The sequence below is a fragment of the Vibrio nitrifigilis genome (assembly GCF_015686695.1).
GTDB classification, from domain to species: Bacteria; Pseudomonadota; Gammaproteobacteria; order Enterobacterales; family Vibrionaceae; genus Vibrio; species Vibrio nitrifigilis.
This window is the reverse complement of the sequence record NZ_JADPMR010000001.1, coordinates 3,050,270-3,070,022: the sequence shown is the minus strand read 5'-3', so window position 1 is coordinate 3,070,022 and position 19,753 is coordinate 3,050,270. Positions and strand designations below refer to the sequence as shown.

Sequence of the window (19,753 nt, the reverse complement as noted above, 5' to 3'; positions counted from 1 at the left end):
TGGATTAAACCCCTAATTTCCAGCCTAGTGTTCGCATCACGTCAGAGAAGACACCAGCAGCTGTTACTTCAGTACCGGCACCATATCCGCGCAGCACTAATGGAATTGGTTGGTAATAACGACTATAGAATGCCAGTGCGTTTTCACCCTCTTTTACTTTGTACATTGGATCATTTTCATCGACCATCGCGATACGCACTCGACATTGGCCATCAGCAATCTCACCAACGTAACGTAACACTTTGCCTTGAGCAGACGCTTCATTAAACAGCTGAGTAAAGTATTCATCAGCTTGAGGCAGACGCTCGATAAACTCAGCAACACTGCCACTATCATCAAAGCCTGGTGGTAGTGCTTGTTCAACTTTTACATCACTAAGCTCTAACTTCATGCCACTTTCACGAGCAAGAATAAGCAGTTTACGCGCAACATCCATCCCGGAAAGGTCATCACGAGGATCAGGTTCCGTAAACCCTTTTTCCTTTGCAAGTAGTGTTGCTTGGCTCAATGTTAATCCTTCGTCTAACTTACCAAAAATAAAGGATAAAGACCCTGAAAGAATACCATTAAATTGTTCTAACTCATCCCCAGCAGCAATAAGGTTCTGTAAGTTCTCAATGACAGGTAAGCCAGCCCCAACTGTTGTTTCATACATTAACTTACGGCGAGAGTGACGCGCCACTTCACGCAACTGCTGATAGTAAGCCATGCTAGCGGTATTTGCCTTTTTGTTGGGAGTCACAACATGGAAACCCGCCGCTAAGAAATCAGCGTATTGTTTAGCAATCTCGTCACTAGAAGTACAATCCACCAGCACTGGGTTGATAATATGGTTACGTTGAACCAATGCAATCAAACGAGCAAGACTGAACTCTTCCGTCACGCTATCCATGCGATCCCGCCAATTATCGAGTGGTAACCCCTCACTATCGAGCAACAAGCCTTTACTGTTAGCTAAACCGCACACTCGTAAAATGGTCCCTTTCGTCGCCAATTTTTCCTGCTGACGATGAATTTGATCGACCAATTCGCCACCGACACCGCCAACACCGACAACAAAAACATCGAGGTAATGCTTAGAATTGAAGAAGTTTTCGTGACAAGTCTTAATCGCCTCTGAAATTTTTCCTTCAGGAATAACCGCAGAGATTGCTCGTTCGGAAGAGCCTTGAGCAATAGCAATGATATTAACGTGAACTTCAGCTAACGAAGTAAAGAATTGGGAAGCGATTCCGCAAGAAGTACGCATACCATCACCCACTAAACTGATGATAGCTAAGTCATCCATAAACTCGACCGGTTCTAATAGACCATCTTTCAGCTCCAATTCAAACTCATCAGAGAGAGCCAATTGTGCTTGAGCTTTATTATCAGCTTCAATACAAAAGCTGATGCTGTATTCAGAAGAAGATTGCGTAATCAGTACAATCGACACCCCATGGGAAGACATAGTGCCGAAAACACGGCTAGCCATGCCCACCATTCCTTTCATACCAGGGCCTGAAACATTTACCATGGTTAAATTACTTAACGTGGTAATGCCTTTAATTTCTAGCTCATCTTCGCCTGTATCTTGACCGATTAATGTGCCTGCACCTTGAGGATTAAAACTGTTTTTAATGAGGCAAGGAATTTGGAACTGGGCAATAGGAGCAATCGTCTTAGGGTGCATAACCGAAGCGCCAAAGTAAGAGAGTTCCATCGCTTCTTGATAACTAAGCGATTTCAATAAGCGGGCGTCTTTCACTAAGCGAGGGTCACAGTTGTAGACGCCATCAACGTCGGTCCAGATTTCACAACAATCGGCACGTAAACACGCCGCTAACACAGCAGCAGAATAATCCGAACCATTGCGGCCTAAACAGACTAGCTCACCTTTTTTATTACCCGCAGTAAAACCAGGCATGATATGCACATGATCATCAGCTAATGGATGTTGACGGAAATTGTTGGTTGACGCTTCCACATCAACCATGGCTTCCAGGTATTCCCCTTGCGCACTCAGATATTTCACAGGGTCAATCAGATCAGCTTTTAGCCCTTTAGCTTCCATCACAGCTTTCATAAGCTGAATAGAAACTCGTTCCCCTTTACTAATAATGCGAGCATTAACATTATCAGGACACATACTAAGCAGCGTAATACCATGTACAAATTCACGTAATTTGGACATAGACTGACGAACCTGCTTATCAAATTCATTACCTTCTATGTTTGGCAATACGGCTTTAATGTCGTTAAACAGAGTATGAAATGCTGTTTCGAGCTGTTCTACTTGTAATTCAGCTTCACCGTGGCGCATTGCACTTTCAATAATGGCAACAAGCTTGTTTGTTGTTTTTCCTGGTGCCGACAGCACTACAGCCACTTCTTCTTGCTTGGCATTATTGGCGATGATGTCAGCCGCTCTTAGAAAACGATCTGCATCCGCTAACGATGAGCCTCCAAACTTTAATACTCGCATCCCTTCCCTCCGAGAAGATAAAAATAGGTATAAAAAAAGGCCTGTATCGTTGGGATACAGGCCTTTTTTTGTGAAATTTTACGCTCAGCAGCCTGCCCCAACATGCGTAATGTCGGTAATAATAATGGTGGTGGTCATTACTACTTGGCTGATGGATAACATTGTCGTTCTTGCGTATTTATGTGTTTGCGTGACCATACGTTTACCTTATTTCACTATCAGCCGTCAATTAAAAATTGATTTTTTTTCTTCTTACTTGGCATATGCACTTAAAATGATAGCAATACCTATATAATCCGACAAAAAATACCATTATGGCAATATATTATCCGTTTTTACCCGCTGCGCTTATCGAACAATAAATAAGCAAAATGTCGTATCTATGCTTTACTTATAACCAGACAAGGTAGTTTAAAATGACACTAGTTTCATTTGATTGGATTGTTATTTAATCAATATTTAGGATTCATTCAGGGAGGACGTTATGGTGAAATTACGGCTTATCGTATGTTCCATACTATTGGTGCCTTCCGTCTGTCTAGCTGCAGATTTTTTACCATTAGATAGCGTAACCTCACCTGCCACTTCACTATTTTTTTCAAGTGAGCAAAACGGCAGTCAAGTAGACAGTTGGACATTGAACAGCGGCTATCGATATTCCATTGATCCAAACTGGCATATCTTTGTTGGTACGCGATTAGACAGTCACCCCACGCAAATAAGTAACGGCGTAATGAGTGGTATAAGCTACCAATATAATGATAAATTGCTGCTCAGCAGCACCTTACACTCTGTCGTCAATACCTATTCTTCAGGAGTGGCTGCTCATGACGACAACAGTGATGACTTATCCGCAGAGTTATCGAGCCAATACAGATTTAATGATCAACTAGACATGCATGCCACGCTTGGTTACCAAGGGTGGCAGCAAGATGTTCAGGTAGGGATAGGATTTCGTTTTTAATCGAAAGTCAGATCTAATTCGGTTGGAGATACCAACATACCGTTCCAATCTGAATAAATATAATCACCAGGTAAGATGATTTGATTCATCATGGTCAGTTTAACGTTGATCTCACCAGCATTACGCTTTTCTGTTTTTATCGGGCAAGTACCTAATGCTTTAATCCCTAAATCCATTTCAGACATGGCAACGACATCTCTTACCGCGCCATAGATAATGACCCCTTCCCAATCGTTTTCAATCGCTGAAATAGCAATTTGATCGCCCATTAAAGCGCGTTGACACGACCCATGACCATCAACAACCAGCACTTTTCCTTTACCATTTTGTGCCAAGACTTCTTTTACTTTGGAATTATCATGGTAGCAACGTACCGTTACAACCTCCCCCCAAAAACAGAAGCGTTGCCCAAAATTTTGTAACGGAAGATCCAGCAAACTGACTTGCGAACCATATTTATCACTAATATCTGGCGTTAAATCTCTCATCGTTCCTCCATGATTTTTATGTCTCCAATTCGCAAAGTGCGTCTTGGCGATACCTAAACGTGATCGAATTTATATCCCAGAAAATACGGACATTAACAAAGATAGACTCTTTGTAGATTTGATACTCGATTAGAACTCAAGGCTAGATACTTACCAGAGGTGGCCTAGGTATCGGGTGTTGAATCCAAATTATTTCAAGGTATTCTTCATTATCCTCAGAAATCGTTTGGTAACTTATTTTAATTTTTCTTCTAATGACCCTAATTGTACGACGTGTGAATCGACACAAGAGTACAAATAAAGTGCACCATTTCTAACAAAATAAATGGCGTTTTGTTTAAAAGTGAGAGCTAGGTCTAATGCTGCTTCAAGTGGCATTGCAACCGCAAAACTCTCTTCGAACCATTGAAAATCTGGGTCGCCAACCACAACACTTACCCAATCATAATCGTTTAGTTTGAGCTGTAAACGATGATTGTTTAAGCAATTCTCATTATGTGACAACCTTTCGCTTCCGGGGTTCCAAGCTGTGATCACAGCATAACATTCAGCATTAATTAACGCTTTGAAGTCAAACCTTACTGATGAATAAGCTTGCCAAAGATGTGAATTAATTTGCATAAACACTCCTGAGTCACATCAATTTACATTTGATTACGACTGTTAATAACGCTTACATTACAACTCTTGATGTAAATCAACAAAGTGCTTGGAATTAACATTTGGTCGTTGTTAGCATGCTGTTAACATTATAGAATCCGCTTCATAGACTAGTGGAACCAGTAACTAAGAGGAGACTTTAGTAATCATTAATGTCTAAGGATGGCGGGCAATTACAACTAGTATTTCGTTAAAAATACATAGCTTTATGATCAACATAACATTACATGTATGTTATATTTTTGCCTAGTATGAGTTCTATTAGCACAGTTTTTTCACAATTTTAGGTAACGCCAATGCAAACCCCGCAGATTCTTATTGTTGAAGACGAGCAGGTGACTCGTAACACTCTAAAGAGTATTTTTGAAGCAGAGGGATACGCTGTTTTTGAGGCAAGTAACGGTGAAGACATGCACAGCGTATTGTCTGAACAACCGATCAACCTGGTCATTATGGATATTAATCTACCAGGTAAAAACGGCCTTCTGCTCGCGCGTGAATTACGCGAACAAGCTAACGTAGCTCTTATGTTCTTAACTGGTCGCGATAATGAAGTGGATAAAATTCTAGGGCTAGAAATTGGTGCGGATGATTACATTACCAAACCATTTAACCCACGAGAATTGACCATTCGTGCTCGTAACCTACTCAGTCGTTCAATGAACGCTAATGCGTCACAAGAAGAAAAACGCTCTGTTGAAAAATACGAATTCAATGGTTGGGTTCTTGATATCAACAGCCGTTCTTTGGTTAGTCCAAGTGGTGATGGCTATAAGCTTCCTCGTTCTGAATTCCGTGCCTTGCTTCACTTCTGTGAAAACCCGGGCAAAATTCAAACTCGTGCCGATTTATTGAAGAAAATGACCGGTCGTGAGCTTAAACCACATGATCGTACGGTTGACGTTACCATTCGTCGTATTCGTAAACACTTTGAATCTGTTTCAGGTACACCTGAAATTATTGCAACGATTCACGGTGAAGGCTACCGCTTCTGTGGTGACTTAGAAAACAACTAAGTAAAGTAACTCGCAAAAATATTGCAGAGTGTACGATGGATTAAAAAGCCCCAGCTCAAACTGAACTGGGGCTTTATTTTTACATCAGTGAATACGATTATCTTCTGAAGAAGAGATTAGTATACTTTGTCAATCGAGACATTGTGCTCAACTAACCATGCATTTTTTCCATCATTAGATAATTCAAGTGCCACTGAAACAGGTTTATCAACGTTCACTTCAATGGATGACTGAAATACGACTTCCCAAACATCTTCACTTTGAGTACGTAGCTCAACATTATCACCATCAATGGTCCAGACTTGATCCCCTTGCTTAATCACTAATTGATTTACGTTGAGATCAGCCGGCAGTTCACCCGATGTTTCTAGTGTTAATGTGCCATTTAGGCTCTGAGTCTCTGCGCCCTGTACTTTAGGCAGTTGATCAGTCCAAAGGTTACTTTTGAGTTGAATATCGATTTGCGCCAATACTGCTAAACTACCTTGCTTCCAATTTACATTGGGAGAAAAAGCACAGGCGGTCAAAGCTGACATCAAAGCGATGAGTACGAATTTTTTCATATTACTTCCTTTGCGCTAACCACTGTTTAAGAACTTGAATATCCGATTGATATTCATTTTTAATTTCATCCACCCAATCGGTGATATTTTCCCACCAAGCGGGAGCGTCCGGTGTTTGTGCTTTCTGCGCAATACCTTGGATACGTTTTAGACCAATCGAACCTGCAGCCCCTTTAATCTTGTGAGCTTCAGAGGCAATACCTGCCTGATCTTTGGCCACCATATTCGAATCTAACACTTCAATATACGATGGCATCATTTGTTCAAATAGCTCAATACTGTCGACCACAGGCTGCGCACCAACAATGCTGACATATGACTCTAACATATCCACATCCAGAAGCCTTAAATAAACTTCATCTGTCATATTGGATTGGCTCGGGGCTTGTTCTATTGCCGGTTCATTCACTTGCTCATCGCTTCCTGTCATTTTCGCAATCACCTCTTGAACAGCAGAAACCGATAACGGTTTACTGATCGCATCGTCCATCCCTTTTTCTCGGTATTCATTTTTATTTTTCAGCACATTGGCAGTTAGCGCGACCAAAGGAGGTAAATCGCTATATTGTTTACGCAGTAACTGAGCAATATCGAATCCGGTCATATCGGGGAGTTGAATATCTAAGAACACCAAATCGTATAGTTCAGGAACAAACTTTTCGAGCGCCTCTGTACCTGTCATTGCCACCGTGACCGTATGACCTAAACTCTCTAATAAAGATCGAGCAACGGTTACGTTCAACTCAATATCCTCAACCATAAAGATATTTAGCGCTCTTTGGTTATGATATTGAGGCTCGTTAATAGCAGCATCTTCAACTAGCGGAACATGAATAGTGATGGTAAAGGTACTACCGTAACCTTCTTCACTACTGACCATGATATCCCCATCCATCAAATTAATTAACTGGCGAGATACCGACAAACCAATACCCGTTCCAACGGCATGTAAATTATCTTTACCGGATTTAACTTGATAATACATAGCAAAAATCTTATCAATTTCAGATTCCGGAATCCCTATCCCAGTATCTTCAATGTCCATGGTAATTTCGGCTTTACTACCATCATCTATCGTTTCAGAGCTCACCGTCATAACGACACCGCCTTCTTTAGTGAACTTCATCGCATTACTAATGACATTCCACAAAACTTGACGTAAACGAGTCGCATCCACCTCAATAATTTTAGGTAAATCAGTCAAACGTTCCAGATCAAATCGTAACCCTTTTTGTTCCGCCATTAACGCAGAAAGGCTTTCTAACTCAACAACGAACTCTTCAAAATCGAGTGGTGCCGGAAGGAGTTCTAATTTACGGCGGTCAAATTTATCCATATCAATAATATCGTTAAAGATATTACCGAGCGTGACAGCACTGACATTGATAGTTTGCATCTGTTTACGCTGTTCTTGAGTTAATGTCGTATCCAGCAGCATACGGCTCAAACCAACGATACCATTAAGTGGTGTGCGTAATTCATGACTGATAGTGGAAATAAAAGTGGTTTTATCTCGGCTGGCCTTTTCTAAGGATTCTTCATGACGTTTACGTTCAGTAATATCACGCCCAAATCCCACCAAACCTAAATGATCGCCTTCTTTGCTGTAAAAAGGCACTTTGCGTAATTCAAAATAGCTCTTACGACCATCTGGATACTCTAACCACTGTTCATACGTAAGAGGGCTATCGTTAGTAAAAACTTCTTGGTCTGTTTCTACAATTGATTGGGCAATCTCTTTGCGGTACACATCCCAAGGCGTTAAGCCCACTAATTCATGTTCGCTGCGCCCAGTGAGTTCTTCCATCGCACGGTTACAACCAGAAAAGACGCCATTAGCATTACGATAATAGATAAGGTCTGGAGATGCATCGATGAAAGAACGAAGTAACGCCGTTCTTTCTGCCAATTCAAGTTGCGTTTTTTCCCGCTGACGAACTTCCGCTTCTAAATCGATCATCGCCATTTCGCGAGCTTCTTCCGCTTTAATCCGCTCTTCGATTTCTTGGTTCAGTTTAACGATATTTTGCTGAAGCTTTTGATTAAGCACTTGGTCGCGGGCTCGCATATCTTTGAGCTTTGAAACCAATTTAGATAAACGTTGGCGTGACTCTTCTAGCTGATCAACCACGACAGAAAGAAAGTACACCGCCCACGGAGTAATAAGTAAACCAAAGAAGACCGAGCGCACGATATCGATATCGTCCACATGACCTTTTAAGGCGAGAGTTATACCAACCTGCACCACCACAGCTAAAGCAACCAGTGCTAGTGCTAATAATATAGAGAAACGCAATATGCCCAGCTTTACCAGCAAATCAACATAGTACTGGGCAAGGTTCTTCATCGGTTTCATTCAAGACTCCATAGGAATGAATTAGAGGCAGTTGACCTTAGCGCTAGTCTAGCGTGTTTCACCCCTATTCGTCAGTTTTATCAAACACAAACAGTTGAAATAAACCAAATATCATCAAGCAACTAGAAGAGGAAAATATAATTATGTTAATTAAGATCGAACCTAGATCACGTATTTTAACCATTAGATCGTTTCATTAAAAAATGAGCTATTTTTTTAAAATGTGAATTAGTTGCTAAATGACCTCATTGTTATTATTCGCGCCATGGAAAGCTCACAACATAGTGAGTACAAAACCGGAGACACTCCCATGACACGTGAAACAGTGATTAACGATTCTGTACAAGAAGCGATTGACCTAATTCAACAAGCTAAACAAGCACAACTTGTGCTAAAAACTTTCTCTCAAGAAAAAATCGATGCCATTGTAAAAAGCATGGCTGATGCGGCACTACGTGAAAGCATCCGTTTAGCCACTATGGCTGCAGAAGAAACTGGCTTCGGTAATGCTGCAGACAAAGTCGTTAAAAATGAATTTGCAAGTAAACAGCTTCTTGAGCACATAAAAGATCAAAAAACAGTCGGTATTTTAAGTACTGATCCTGTAACACGCACTATGGATGTCGCGGTTCCAATGGGGGTTTTAGCAGCGTTAGTACCTTCAACAAACCCAACATCTACTACTATCTATAAAGCGATTGTAGCGATTAAATCAGGTAATGGTATCGTTGTTTCTCCACACCCAACGGCACTAAAATCTATCACTGAAACTGCAAAAGTTGTTTACGAAGCAGCACTAGCAGCAGGCGCTCCAGCAGGCATCATTGGTTGCATTAGCAAACCCTCTCTTGAAGCAACTCAAGAGCTAATGAAAAACCACGATACTGCTCTTATCCTTGCAACTGGTGGCGAAGCAATGGTTCGCGCAGCATACAGTTCAGGTAACCCTGCAATCGGTGTTGGTCCAGGTAACTCACCGGCTTACATTGAAAAATCAGCCAACGTAACTAAAGCAGTAGAAAAAATCTTCCTAAGTAAAACATTCGACAACGGTGTTATCTGTGCCTCAGAACAATCTATCGTTGTAGAAAAATCAATGGAAGAGCGCGTACGCACTGAAGTTGTGAAAAATGGTGGTTACTTCCTAACTGCAGAAGAATCAGAAAAATTAGGCAAATTCATTCTTCGTGAAAATGGAACAATGAACCCACAAATCGTTGGTAAAACAGCGCAATACGTGGCAGATCTTGCTGGCCTAACTATTCCAGAAAACACTCGTATTTTGCTATCTGAGCAAAACACAGTCAGCAAGACTAACCCATATTCTCGTGAAAAACTGACTGCTATCCTTGCGTTCTACGTAGAAGAAGACAACCAAGCAGCTATCAACCGTTGTGCAGAACTTCTAGAAAATGAAGGCGCTGGCCATACTGCTTCTATTCACTCAAACAATCAGAGCGTTATTCAAGCGTTTTCACTACGCATGCCTGTTTCTCGTTGTCTTGTAAATACGCCAAGCGCTCTAGGCGGCATCGGCGCGACTACAGACCTAACTCCAGCATTGACTCTAGGCTGTGGCGCTGTTGGCGGTAGCTCAGTATCTGACAACGTGGGCCCTGAACACCTATTTAACGTTAAGAAAGTGGTATACCACTTCAATGAAGAACTAGAAGAAGTTGCTTAAGCATTGAGTGAGTGAGAGACCGAGACAACCCCAAGCTATCGGTCCCTTTACCTCTTCTATCTTCATGTCACCAATAGAAGAGGTATCACTCTTTGTCACTAAGCCAGCCCAACAAGTATTTCTACCTTTTCTTGTTGGGCTATTTCTTAATCTTTCTCATTTCGTTACTGGTCACAAAGTTAATAAATAGCTACTTTCTTTTCTATCGCTATCTTACTTATTTATATGAAGAAAATAAAAACCACTCACTGTGTAAGCGTTTTGATTCATATAGTGGATAACGTCACCCTCCATTATAATCTGCCGTAATTAGTCTATCCGTTCATTGCGAGGTGCTTTGTGTATAAAATTCATAATTTTAACAAGGTAGCAGAAACCGAGTACGCCTTTGCAACTGATAGTTTAAACCTGCTCTATTACGATTTACCAAAACACTATAACGATGAATATCGCTCGTATGATGCACCACGCTTATGCACCATTATCGATGGTGCAAAAACGGTCAGTATCAATCAATCTGAGCAATTCGTTTACAATCGTGACCAATTCATATTATTACCACCACACTCGAATGTGTATATGTCGATGTCCGAATACACGCGTGCATTAGTATATGAATTTAGCGATCAGCTTATTAACGATGTCAATCAGAAGGTATCGTCTCAATTGGAGATTGAACCATCAAAAAACATCACTTACTCCACTTTCTTCCTTGATTCGATCTCTCATCGCTTGTCTGCCTTACAAGGTCGAATGCAAGAAATCATGGCTGAACGAGATCTTAATATGAAGTTTCTCGTCGACATCACCTGCCAAGAGTTGGTTTATGAATTAATGAAAATTCAGGGGTGTCACGAAATCATTCAACACCACCAGCATCACCCAATCAATAAAGCGATTCGGCTGATGAACTCTACCCAAGGCAACTACATGTCTATCTCTGATATTGCAGAAGAGGTTGATATGTCGATCTCCAATTTCAGTCAGAAATTTAAATTAATCACCAATCAATGCCCCAAAGACTACTTCACACGCTTACGGTTACAGAAGTCACGTCAATACCTACGCCACTTATCTGTTACAGATACAGCCTATGAAGTTGGCTACGATAATATTTCCTATTACATACGCCAATTTAAAAAGGAATATGGTCTAACTCCAAAGCAATACCAATTAATGGAAGTGCGTTGATCTACCTACGTAAAAAGACTCTATCTTTCAATCAGTACCTTGCCTAAGAAAGAAGGCATTACCGAAAGAATATTGAGATGACTGAGGTAAAACTCTGATTCATTTAAATGACAAATAGAGAGGCAGATCTAAGTTACTCGAATATGAAACCGGTACCATCGTATTTTTTATAATGAAGAGATGTACTGAGATATGACAGCCCGCCAAGATATGCTGGCAGGAGAACGTTACCCTATCAACGATCCTGAACTGGTTAAAATTCGAAATATTACTCGCAATCTCGTAGCAAAATACAACGAAATTGAACGTGAGAATGTAGAAGCCCAACAAGATCTACTCAAACAAATGTTTGGTTCTCTTGGAGAAGATGTCCATATTGAAAAACGTTTAAATGTCGATTACGGCATGAACACCACGATTGGAAATCATGTTTTTATTAACTTTAATTTCACTCTGCTAGACCCCGCACCGGTGACGATTGGTGATCATGTCTTCATTGGTCCAAATGTCCAGCTTTATACTGCTCATCACCCGTTGGATGCAGAAACGCGTAATCAACACATTGGATGGGCTGAGCCGATTACAATCGAATCCAATGTCTGGATGGGTGGAGGTGTGATCGTATTACCTGGAGTCACTATCGGTGAAGGGGCTGTTGTTGGTGCAGGAAGCGTAGTAACTAAAGATGTGCCACCATATCATTTAGTTGCGGGCAATCCAGCTCGCGTCATGCGCCAATTAGATCAATAAAGTGAATGACAGCTGTATATATGCGGCTGTCTATTTATCTAAAAGACTGTCCAATTAAAGAACCTTGTGGCCCGAGTTTATCTAGGACCTTACCAATTTCCGTCATTGCTAGCCAGCGGTTTTCACACCATAACGGAGCTAATAAGGTAGGACGCCGAGCCGCAGACGAAACGCGATGATAAACGATATTCGACGGCGTACGACGAATCATTTCGCAAGCAATATCAACATATTCAGGCAGTGAGATAGCCGCTAATCGCCCCGATTGCCACGCTTTAGCCATGGTACTTCCTGTGACAATATGCAAATTATGAAGCTTGATCCCATCAGTCTCTATAGTTAAAACTTTATCTAAAGTCTCAAGGTTATCGGCTTTTGTTTCTCTCGGTAACCCAACGATTAAGTGCGTGCATACTTTAATACCTAAGCGACGCGCCTTCGGCACAATATCGGCATATTCAGCAAAACCGTGACCACGATTAATACGCTTTAAGGTTTGGTCATTGGCGGTTTGCAGCCCGAGTTCTAACCATACCTCATAACCTTGAGCGACATAATCAGCAAGTAAAGTTAATACCGCATCAGGCACGCAATCAGGCCGAGTTCCTACACATAGCCCAACAATATCAGCCTGATGTAATGCTTGCTCATACATATTTTTTAATAACTGAACTTCAGCATAAGTGCTGGTATAGGCTTGAAAATAAGCGAGATACTTTTTGGCTCGGGAGATTTCTTGAGCTCGATGAGTAAGCTGCTGCGGGATAGATTCAACTTGCGTGTTTTCATCCACAAAAGAGGCGACATTACAAAAAGTGCAACCACCACGGCCAATCGTTCCGTCACGATTGGGGCAGCTAAATCCACCGTGTAAAGTCAGTTTATGAACCTTTTCTCCATAACGTCTTTGTAAATCCTGACCAATTGTATTGACTAATTCATGGAGCTGCATTGATTTTCCTACTCACCTCACCTTAACTAAGAGATGCAGTTTAGGTCAGTGTGACATGTGAGTTGCTAATCGAAATCAATAAATCTTAGTCTTTTGTATCATCAATAGCGCTATATTCTTAATGAACAAGGTAATTAACTAGCCTCTGTGTTTAGATTGAACTAATTTAGAACATTAATCCATAATTAAATTAAAAGTTAGTTATTTACACTATATATCATCTCTGTCACATAATAAGTTTCTCCTCAGCAAATAACTTACCTCACCACTCGCTAACATTCGATAATCTCATTTTCTCATGTAATGAGAGAAAAATGTTAAATCTTTGCGGCAAGGAGAAAGATAACACATTGATATATAGATGATTATATTTGTATTTAATAGTAAATCTCATCTACGAACGATTTTTCACCAGTAACTTGACCTTTTGTACAATAAGCTATAGGTTGTGAGCTCAGTGAAAAATTTTAGACAGAGCTCTTTTACAGTTTTAATCATATTTTAAATATAAACATTCATATAAGTATAATTTACAAGAATATCTAGTCATTTACTGTCTGGAAGACAGAACAAAGGCAAGAAGGGAGAATTGCAATGGCTCTATATGATCCAAGTTTTGAACGAGATAACTGCGGATTCGGGTTAATTGCCCATATGGAAGGGCAAGCAAGTCATAAGCTTGTTCGAACCGCTATTTCAGCTCTTGATCGTATGACACACCGTGGCGGTATTGCTGCTGATGGTAAAACCGGTGACGGGTGTGGCCTACTATTACAAAAACCTGACTCATACATGCGTTTAATCGCTGATGAGCAGAACTGGAAGCTTGGAAAACAATATGCTATCGGCATGATTTTCCTCAGCCAGGATCCTATCAAAGCACAAACAGCTCGCGATATTATCAACAAAGAACTTGCGCAAGAAACTTTAACTGTTGCAGGTTGGCGTACTGTGCCAACAAATGCAAAAGTCCTAGGTCCTATCGCAAGCAGCTCTTTGCCTGATATTCAGCAAGTCTTTGTTTCTGCACCTGCTGGCTGGCAAGCTCGAGATATTGAGCGTCGTTTATACATCGCTCGCCGTCGTATCGAAAAACAAATTACGGAAGATGACGATTTTTATATCTGTTCATTGTCCACTCAGGTGATCGTCTACAAAGGCCTATGTATGCCTGCAGACCTTCCCCGCTTCTATAAAGATTTGGCTGATTTACGTATGGAATCTGCCATCTGTCTATTCCACCAGCGTTTCTCGACCAACACCCAACCTCGTTGGCCGTTAGCTCAACCATTCCGTTATCTTGCCCACAACGGTGAGATCAATACCATTCAAGGTAACCGAGAATGGGCGCGCGCTCGTGGCTACAAATTCTCATCACCATTACTGCCCGATTTGCAAAGTGCCGCACCGTTTGTCAACGAAACAGGCTCAGACTCATCTAGCCTAGACAATATGCTGGAATTGCTTCTACAAGGCGGTATGGACCTGTTCCGTGCAATGCGTATGCTAGTGCCGCCAGCTTGGCAGCACCACCCAGACATGGATGAAGATTTACGCGCCTTTTATGATTTCAACTCAAAGCATATGGAACCATGGGATGGCCCTGCTGGTATCGTCTTATCTGATGGCCGTTTTGCTGCCTGTAACTTAGACCGTAACGGCCTACGTCCTGCGCGCTATGTGATCACTAAAGATAAGTTAATTACACTGGCTTCCGAAATCGGCATTTGGGATTACGCACCAGATGAAGTGGCTGAAAAAGGCCGTGTTGGTCCAGGTGAACTGCTCGTTATCGACACGAAAGAAGCTAAAATCTGGCAATCCAGCGAGATCGATAACGACCTAAAAGTGCGTCACCCATACAAAGAATGGTTAAGCCGTTGTGTCTACCCACTAACACCATTCTCTGATTTACCGGACGATAAAGTGGGTCAACGTGAATTTGAACCCGATCTGCTGAAAACGTACCAAAAGCAATTCGCGATGAGTAATGAAGAAATCGATCAGATTCTTCGTGTTCTTGGCGACATGGGACAAGAAGCGGTCGGCTCTATGGGTGATGACACCCCAATGGCCGTTTTGTCTTCAAAAGAACGGTTAGTCACGGATTATTTCCGTCAAAAATTCGCTCAGGTCACTAACCCACCGATTGACCCATTACGTGAAAAACACGTGATGTCTCTTGCCACTTGTATCGGCCAAGAAATGAACGTGTTCAATGAAACCGACGGACACGCTTACCGAGTGACATTTGATTCGCCAGTGCTGCTTTACTCAGACATGCAGCAACTACTGACACTCAATGATGAACACTACCGCAATACCATTCTCGACATCAATTTTGATCCTGAAGAGAAAGATTTAAAACAGGCGGTTTTAGATCTTTGTGATGAAGCTGAGCAATTAGTTCGCGATGGTACAGTACTACTGGTACTCTCTGATCGCGCACTCACCAAAGGCAAACTGCCAATTCCAGCAGCTATGGCTGTCGGTGCGATTCAAACTCGCTTAGTGAAAACACAATTGCGTTGTGATGCCAACATTATTGTTGAAACCGCTGCGGCTCGTGACCCACACCAATTTGCCGTTTTAATCGGCTTTGGTGCTACTGCGATTTATCCTTACCTCGCCTATGAAACACTAGGCAAGTTGGTTGACGATGGTGCGATAGAGAAAGACTACCGTACCGTCATGCAAAACTACCAATACGGCATCAACAAAGGTCTGTATAAGATCATGTCGAAAATGGGGATTTCAACTGTAGCGTCTTACCGTTGTTCACAACTGTTTGAAGCCGTTGGTTTGAATTCTGAACTTGTTGAGCTGTGCTTTAAAGGTGTGGTTACTCGTATTCAAGGTGCAAACTTTGCTGATTTCCAACAAGATTTGTACAACTTGTCTCGTAAAGCATGGACCAAACGTAAGTCAATTGAGCACGGAGGTTTACTGAAATATGTTCACGGCGGTGAATACCACGCATTTAACCCAGATGTCGTGCAAACATTGCAAAAAGCGGTTAAATCAGGTGAACAATCGGATTACAAAACCTTCTCTGCCCAAGTCAACAATCGCCCAGTGGCAACACTGCGTGACTTGATGAAGCTGAAAAAATCTGACCAATCTATTCCACTAGAAAAAGTAGAGCCGACAACTGGCCTATTTAAACGGTTTGACTCGGCGGCAATGTCGATTGGTGCATTAAGCCCTGAAGCTCACGAAGCACTTGCAACAGCGATGAACCGCCTTGGCGGCTTCTCAAACTCTGGTGAAGGTGGTGAAGATCCACGTCGTTTTGGCACTGAACGTAACTCTCGTATCAAGCAAGTTGCATCAGGTCGTTTCGGGGTGACACCACATTACCTAACGAATGCAGATGTCATTCAAATTAAAGTTGCTCAAGGTGCAAAACCGGGTGAAGGTGGTCAGCTACCAGGCCATAAAGTGACTGCAGAAATAGCTAAACTGCGTCACTCGGTGCAAGGGGTTACCCTAATTTCTCCACCACCGCACCACGATATTTACTCTATCGAAGATTTGGCTCAGCTCATTTTCGATTTAAAACAAGTTAACCCAGATGCTCTCGTGTCGGTAAAACTCGTTTCTGAACCAGGCGTAGGGACTATCGCAACAGGTGTTGCTAAAGCCTATGCAGACCTTATCACTATCTCAGGTTATGACGGTGGTACGGCAGCAAGTCCATTAACTTCCGTGAAATATGCGGGTTGCCCTTGGGAACTTGGCCTAGCTGAAACTCAGCAAGCTCTTGTTGCTAATGGTCTTCGTCATAAAATTCGCTTGCAAGTCGATGGCGGTTTAAAAACAGGGTTAGATGTCATTAAAGGTGCCATTTTAGGTGCTGAAAGCTTCGGTTTCGGTACTGCACCAATGGTTTCGATGGGATGTAAATTCCTTCGTATCTGTCACCTAAACAACTGTGCAACAGGTGTAGCGACACAAGATGAAACACTGCGTAAAGAGTACTTCAAAGGCCTACCTGAAATGGTGATGCACTATTTCACTGGTCTTGCAGAAGAAGTACGAGGATATCTTGCTGAACTGGGTGTAGAGAAATTGACAGACCTTATTGGTCGTACCGATTTACTGGAAACTATCGAAGGTTTAACAGCGAAACAGAGCAAACTAGATTTATCTAACATCTTAGAAAAACCAGTTTCTCCAGAAGATTTTCCATTCTACTGCACTGAACCAAACACACCGTTTGATAACGGTGAGCTAAACCAACGCATTGTTAAAGATGCGATAGCAGCAGTGGAAAGAGAAGAATCTCAAGAGCTTTACTACAGCGTTATTAACACCGACCGTTCAATTGGTGCTCGCCTATCAGGTGAAATTGCTAAACGATACGGTAACCAAGGTCTAGCAGGCTCACCGACTCGAATTATTCTTGAAGGTACTGCGGGGCAATCATTTGGTGTTTGGAATGCAGGTGGTGTTGAGCTTATTTTAACTGGCGATGCAAACGACTATGTGGGTAAAGGTATGGCTGGCGGTAAGCTGGTTGTAAAACCTCACCAAGGTACAGCATTCGCTTGTAATGAAGCAACGATTATTGGTAACACCTGTTTATATGGTGCGACGGGCGGTAAGCTCTTTGCGGCAGGTAAAGCAGGTGAACGTTTTGGTGTTCGTAACTCTGGCACTATTGCGGTTATCGAAGGCGCGGGTGATAACGCTTGTGAATATATGACAGGCGGTATTGTAGCAATTCTAGGGGCAACAGGTGTTAACTTTGGCGCAGGTATGACAGGCGGATTCGCTTATGTACTTGACCAAAATGGCGACTTCCAAGGTCGTGTTAACGAAGAGTCTGTTGAAGCACTGTCTTTAGAAGACCTATACATTCACCAAGAACATCTACGTGGTCTGATTGCAGAGCACTTAGAAGAGACAGGTTCGGTTTACGCTGAATCTATCTTAGCGAACTTTGATGAATGGATTCCTAAGTTCTATTTAGTGAAACCGCAGGCCGCGGATCTTCAGACTCTATTGGGTCACCAAAGCCGTAGTGCAGCTGAACTTCGCGTTCAGGCACAGTAATTGGAAGGAGCCAAAAACAATGAGCCAGAATGTTTACCAGTTTATTGATGTAAACCGTGTTGACCCGGCTAAAAAGCCACTCAACATTCGTAAAATCGAGTTCGTAGAAATCTACGAACCCTTTACTAAACAACAAGCGACCGCACAAGCGGATCGCTGTTTAGACTGTGGTAACCCATACTGTGAATGGAAATGTCCTGTACATAACTACATTCCTCAATGGTTGAAACTTGCCAACGAAGGTCGAATCCTAGAAGCGGTTGAGCTTTCTCATCAAACAAACAGCTTGCCAGAGGTATGCGGCCGTGTATGCCCACAAGATCGTTTGTGTGAAGGTTCTTGTACCCTGAGTGAAGATTTCGGTGCTGTGACTATTGGTAATATTGAAAAATACATCACCGATAAAGCTTTTGAGATGGGATGGAAACCTGACATGTCTAGTGTGACATGGACAGATAAAAAAGTTGCCATTATCGGAGCTGGGCCTGCTGGTCTTGCTGCCGCAGATATTTTAATTCGTAACGGTGTAAAACCTGTTGTGTTTGATCGCTACCCTGAAGTTGGCGGTCTCCTCACGTTTGGTATTCCTTCGTTCAAATTAGAAAAATCGGTCATGGAAAACCGCCGCCGTATCTTTACTGAAATGGGCGTTGAATTCCGCTTGAACACAGAAGTGGGCAAAGATGTACAAATGCAAGATCTGATCGATGAATACGATGCCGTATTCCTTGGTGTAGGGACTTACAAGTACATGCGTGCAGGTTTAGAAAATGAAGATGCATCAGGTGTTTACGATGCCCTTCCTTTCCTTATTTCTAACACTTACAAAGTGATGGAAATAGGGAACAACGAACCTTTCATCGATATGGCTGGTAAAAAAGTGGTCGTTCTTGGTGGTGGTGATACCGCGATGGACTGTGTACGGACTTCCATTCGTCAAAATGCCCAACAAGTCATTTGTGCTTACCGCCGCGATGAAGCCAACATGCCAGGCTCTCGTAAAGAAGTAAAAAATGCGCGTGAGGAAGGCGTTGAATTTATGTTTAACGTTCAACCACTTGCTCTCGAAGTTGATGGTCAAGGTAACGTCACGGGCGTGAAAGTGGTCAAAACAGCGCTAGGTGAACCTGATGCAGCTGGCCGCCGCCGTCCAGAACCAGTACCAGGTAGTGAGCATGTTCTTGCCGCTGATGCTGTGATCATGGCCTTTGGTTTCCAACCTCATCAAATGACTTGGTTAGAACCTTATGGCGTAGAACTTGATGATCGTGGCCGAATTAAAGCGCCAAGTGAACAAGAGTTCCAATACCAAACGTCGAACGCAAAAATATTTGCAGGCGGTGATGCAGTTCGAGGCTCTGATTTGGTCGTCACAGCGATTGATGAAGGTCGAAAAGCTGCAAATGGCATCCTAGATTTCCTCGATATTTAGTGTTTTAGCGCACATAAATCATAATTTATTAAAGGATTCATAGTGATATGGATCCTTTTTTTTATATCTGAGCCTATAATCGCAGCAATTGTTTATTTTTTGTGTGCCAGTCCAAAGAGTTAGCACAAAGGATTGGTATCGATAGTTTGATTAAGCACCCGAGGTGCAGTCATGA

At 42.2% G+C, this 19,753-nt stretch carries 14 protein-coding genes and 1 other annotated feature; of the genes, 7 read left to right on the top strand and 7 right to left on the bottom strand.

Features of this window, described 5'->3' with window-relative positions:
* Positions 1 to 4: 4 nt before the first annotated feature.
* Both thrA and I1A42_RS25340 read right to left on the bottom strand, forming a co-directional pair.
* Entirely contained in the window at positions 5 to 2,464 is a 2,460-nt protein-coding gene (gene thrA / locus I1A42_RS13750) for a bifunctional aspartate kinase/homoserine dehydrogenase I (RefSeq protein WP_161153069.1), read from the bottom strand.
* Between the two features lie 30 nt (positions 2,465 to 2,494).
* Positions 2,495 to 2,613: a sequence feature (Thr leader region), on the bottom strand.
* Complete coding sequence (locus tag I1A42_RS25340) at positions 2,549 to 2,662, bottom strand: thr operon leader peptide (RefSeq protein ID WP_408063520.1); 114 nt, start codon at positions 2,660 to 2,662, stop codon at positions 2,549 to 2,551. Its footprint overlaps the feature before it by 65 nt.
* 286 nt (positions 2,663 to 2,948) lie before the next feature.
* On the opposite strand from I1A42_RS25340, the gene I1A42_RS13745 reads away from it, so the two are divergent.
* Positions 2,949 to 3,428 (top strand): ribonuclease regulator, encoded by a 480-nt coding sequence (locus I1A42_RS13745; protein WP_161153070.1) that lies wholly within the window; start codon positions 2,949 to 2,951, stop codon positions 3,426 to 3,428.
* On the opposite strand, the gene I1A42_RS13740 is transcribed toward I1A42_RS13745, so the two are convergent.
* Positions 3,425 to 3,916 (bottom strand): putative 4-hydroxy-4-methyl-2-oxoglutarate aldolase, encoded by a 492-nt coding sequence (locus tag I1A42_RS13740; RefSeq protein WP_161153071.1) that lies wholly within the window; start codon positions 3,914 to 3,916, stop codon positions 3,425 to 3,427. The two genes, I1A42_RS13745 and I1A42_RS13740, sit on opposite strands and share 4 nt — an antisense overlap.
* Before the next feature lie 234 nt (positions 3,917 to 4,150).
* Positions 4,151 to 4,537 carry a DUF3293 domain-containing protein gene (locus I1A42_RS13735; RefSeq protein ID WP_196123740.1) on the bottom strand — a complete coding sequence of 129 codons (387 nt, stop codon included), beginning with the start codon at positions 4,535 to 4,537 and terminating at the stop codon, positions 4,151 to 4,153.
* 335 nt (positions 4,538 to 4,872) lie between these two features.
* On the opposite strand from I1A42_RS13735, the gene arcA reads away from it, so the two are divergent.
* Complete coding sequence (gene arcA, locus I1A42_RS13730; RefSeq protein WP_161153073.1) at positions 4,873 to 5,592, top strand: two-component system response regulator ArcA; 720 nt, start codon at positions 4,873 to 4,875, stop codon at positions 5,590 to 5,592.
* A gap of 116 nt (positions 5,593 to 5,708) precedes the next feature.
* Here arcA and I1A42_RS13725 read toward each other — a convergent pair whose 3' ends face one another.
* Positions 5,709 to 6,155 carry a hypothetical protein gene (locus I1A42_RS13725; RefSeq protein ID WP_161153074.1) on the bottom strand — a complete coding sequence of 149 codons (447 nt, stop codon included), beginning with the start codon at positions 6,153 to 6,155 and terminating at the stop codon, positions 5,709 to 5,711.
* A 1-nt stretch (position 6,156) separates the two neighbouring features.
* Positions 6,157 to 8,502, bottom strand: coding sequence for an aerobic respiration two-component sensor histidine kinase ArcB (arcB, locus tag I1A42_RS13720; RefSeq protein WP_408063533.1), 2,346 nt, complete (start codon positions 8,500 to 8,502; stop codon positions 6,157 to 6,159).
* Positions 8,503 to 8,821: 319 nt separating this feature from the next.
* Here arcB and I1A42_RS13715 point away from each other — a divergent pair, with 319 nt between their 5' ends.
* From I1A42_RS13715 to I1A42_RS13705, 3 genes are all read left to right on the top strand, one after another.
* The gene (locus I1A42_RS13715; RefSeq protein ID WP_196123739.1) at positions 8,822 to 10,195 is read left to right on the top strand and encodes an acetaldehyde dehydrogenase (acetylating); all 1,374 of its coding nucleotides are present in this window, start codon (positions 8,822 to 8,824) and stop codon (positions 10,193 to 10,195) included.
* A 339-nt stretch (positions 10,196 to 10,534) separates the two neighbouring features.
* Positions 10,535 to 11,386, top strand: coding sequence for a helix-turn-helix transcriptional regulator (locus I1A42_RS13710; protein WP_196123738.1), 852 nt, complete (start codon positions 10,535 to 10,537; stop codon positions 11,384 to 11,386).
* Between the two features lie 192 nt (positions 11,387 to 11,578).
* Positions 11,579 to 12,136 (top strand): sugar O-acetyltransferase, encoded by a 558-nt coding sequence (locus I1A42_RS13705; RefSeq protein ID WP_196123737.1) that lies wholly within the window; start codon positions 11,579 to 11,581, stop codon positions 12,134 to 12,136.
* A gap of 34 nt (positions 12,137 to 12,170) precedes the next feature.
* Here I1A42_RS13705 and I1A42_RS13700 read toward each other — a convergent pair whose 3' ends face one another.
* Positions 12,171 to 13,088, bottom strand: coding sequence for a TIGR01212 family radical SAM protein (locus tag I1A42_RS13700; RefSeq protein WP_161153078.1), 918 nt, complete (start codon positions 13,086 to 13,088; stop codon positions 12,171 to 12,173).
* A 594-nt stretch (positions 13,089 to 13,682) separates the two neighbouring features.
* On the opposite strand from I1A42_RS13700, the gene gltB reads away from it, so the two are divergent.
* Both gltB and I1A42_RS13690 read left to right on the top strand, forming a co-directional pair.
* A complete protein-coding gene (gene gltB / locus I1A42_RS13695) occupies positions 13,683 to 18,146 on the top strand; it encodes a glutamate synthase large subunit (RefSeq protein ID WP_161153079.1) in 4,464 nt (1,487 codons plus the stop codon).
* 19 nt (positions 18,147 to 18,165) lie between these two features.
* Complete coding sequence (locus I1A42_RS13690) at positions 18,166 to 19,578, top strand: FAD-dependent oxidoreductase (RefSeq protein WP_161153080.1); 1,413 nt, start codon at positions 18,166 to 18,168, stop codon at positions 19,576 to 19,578.
* Positions 19,579 to 19,753 lie beyond the last annotated feature (175 nt).